Source organism: Pseudomonas emilianonis (genome assembly GCF_023072625.1).
GTDB classification, from domain to species: Bacteria; Pseudomonadota; Gammaproteobacteria; order Pseudomonadales; family Pseudomonadaceae; genus Aquipseudomonas; species Aquipseudomonas paraveronii.
Window position 1 is genome coordinate 1 of sequence record NZ_JAKNRV010000664.1, and the last position, 1,331, is coordinate 1,331.

1 protein-coding gene is annotated in these 1,331 nt (G+C 63.9%); it reads left to right on the top strand.

What is annotated here, in order from left to right:
* Positions 1 to 1,147, top strand: a 1,147-nt coding sequence (locus L9Z73_RS30660; protein ID WP_247408709.1) for an NAD(P)/FAD-dependent oxidoreductase, incomplete at its 5' end; no start/stop codon positions are given.
* Between the last annotated feature and the right edge of the window lie 184 nt (positions 1,148 to 1,331).

Consider the following 1,331-nt stretch of genomic DNA (forward strand, 5'->3'; position numbering starts at 1 on the left):
CGACATTGCGATCGTCGACCCGGCCGATGTGCATTACTACCAGCCTGGCTGGACGCTGGTGGGCGCTGGTGTGTTCGACGCGCGCCAAACGGCTCACACGATGGGCACCACCCTGCCCCGCGGCGTGCATTGGATCAAGGCAGCGGTGGCGGCTTTCGAGCCCGAGCGAAATGCGGTCATTCTGGATGGCTGCCGGGTCGTCAAATACGAGCAACTGATCGTGTGCCCCGGCCTGAAGCTCGATTGGCATGCCATCGAGGGGTTGTCGGAGACCCTGGGCCGCAACGGCGTGACCTCCAACTACCTGTATCACCTGGCGCCTTATACCTGGGAAAGGGTGCAGCAACTGCGGGGTGGCCGGGCGATTTTCACGCAGCCGCCGATGCCGATCAAATGTGCCGGGGCGCCGCAAAAAGCCATGTACCTATCGGCCGATCATTGGAAACGCAGCGGCGTACTGGATGCCATCGAGATCGAGTTCTACAGCGCCGGTGCGGTGCTGTTCGGGGTTCCCGACTATGTGCCGGCGCTGATGGAATACGTCACTGCTTACGGTATCGACCTGAATTTCGGCAACACCCTCACCCACGTCGACGGCCCGGCACGGACGGCCACGTTCAGCGGCGTGAATCCGGATGGCAGCCCCCGTGTGCTGACCCGTGAGTTTGATTTACTGCATGTGGTACCGCCGCAGGTCGCGCCGGATTTCATTCGGGTCAGCCCGCTGGCTGACGCGGCCGGTTGGATTGATGTCGACCCCGCCACGCTGCGGCATAAAAACTGGGCAAACATTCATGCGCTGGGCGACGCGGCCAATTCGAGCAACGCCAAGACCGCTGCCGCCGCCCGCAAACAGGCGCCGGTGGTGGCCCATAACGTGTTGGCGGCCATGGGTAAGGCGAACGGTTGCGCCCAGTACGACGGTTACGGCTCCTGCCCGCTGACGGTGGAACGCGGCAAGATCGTCCTGGCGGAGTTCACCTATGGCGGCAAGGTCGCCCCCAGCTTCCCGTCATGGCTGATCGACGGCACCCGCCCCTCCCGGCTGGCCTGGCTGCTCAAAGAGCGGATTCTTCCACCGCTGTATTGGAAGGGCATGCTCAAGGGCCGCGAATGGCTGGCGAAACCCGAGTTGACCGACCGATGAAATCAGGGCTGAACGCAAGGAGACTGAAATGATCATCGTCTTACTGCTCGGGCTGACAGTGGGCGTGATTCTGGCGCTGACCGGCGCCGGCGGTGGAATACTCGCGGTGCCGTTGCTGGTGTTCGGGGCGGGCTTGAGCATGGCCGAGGCCGGGCCCATTGGCCTGCTGGCCGTCGGCCTGGCC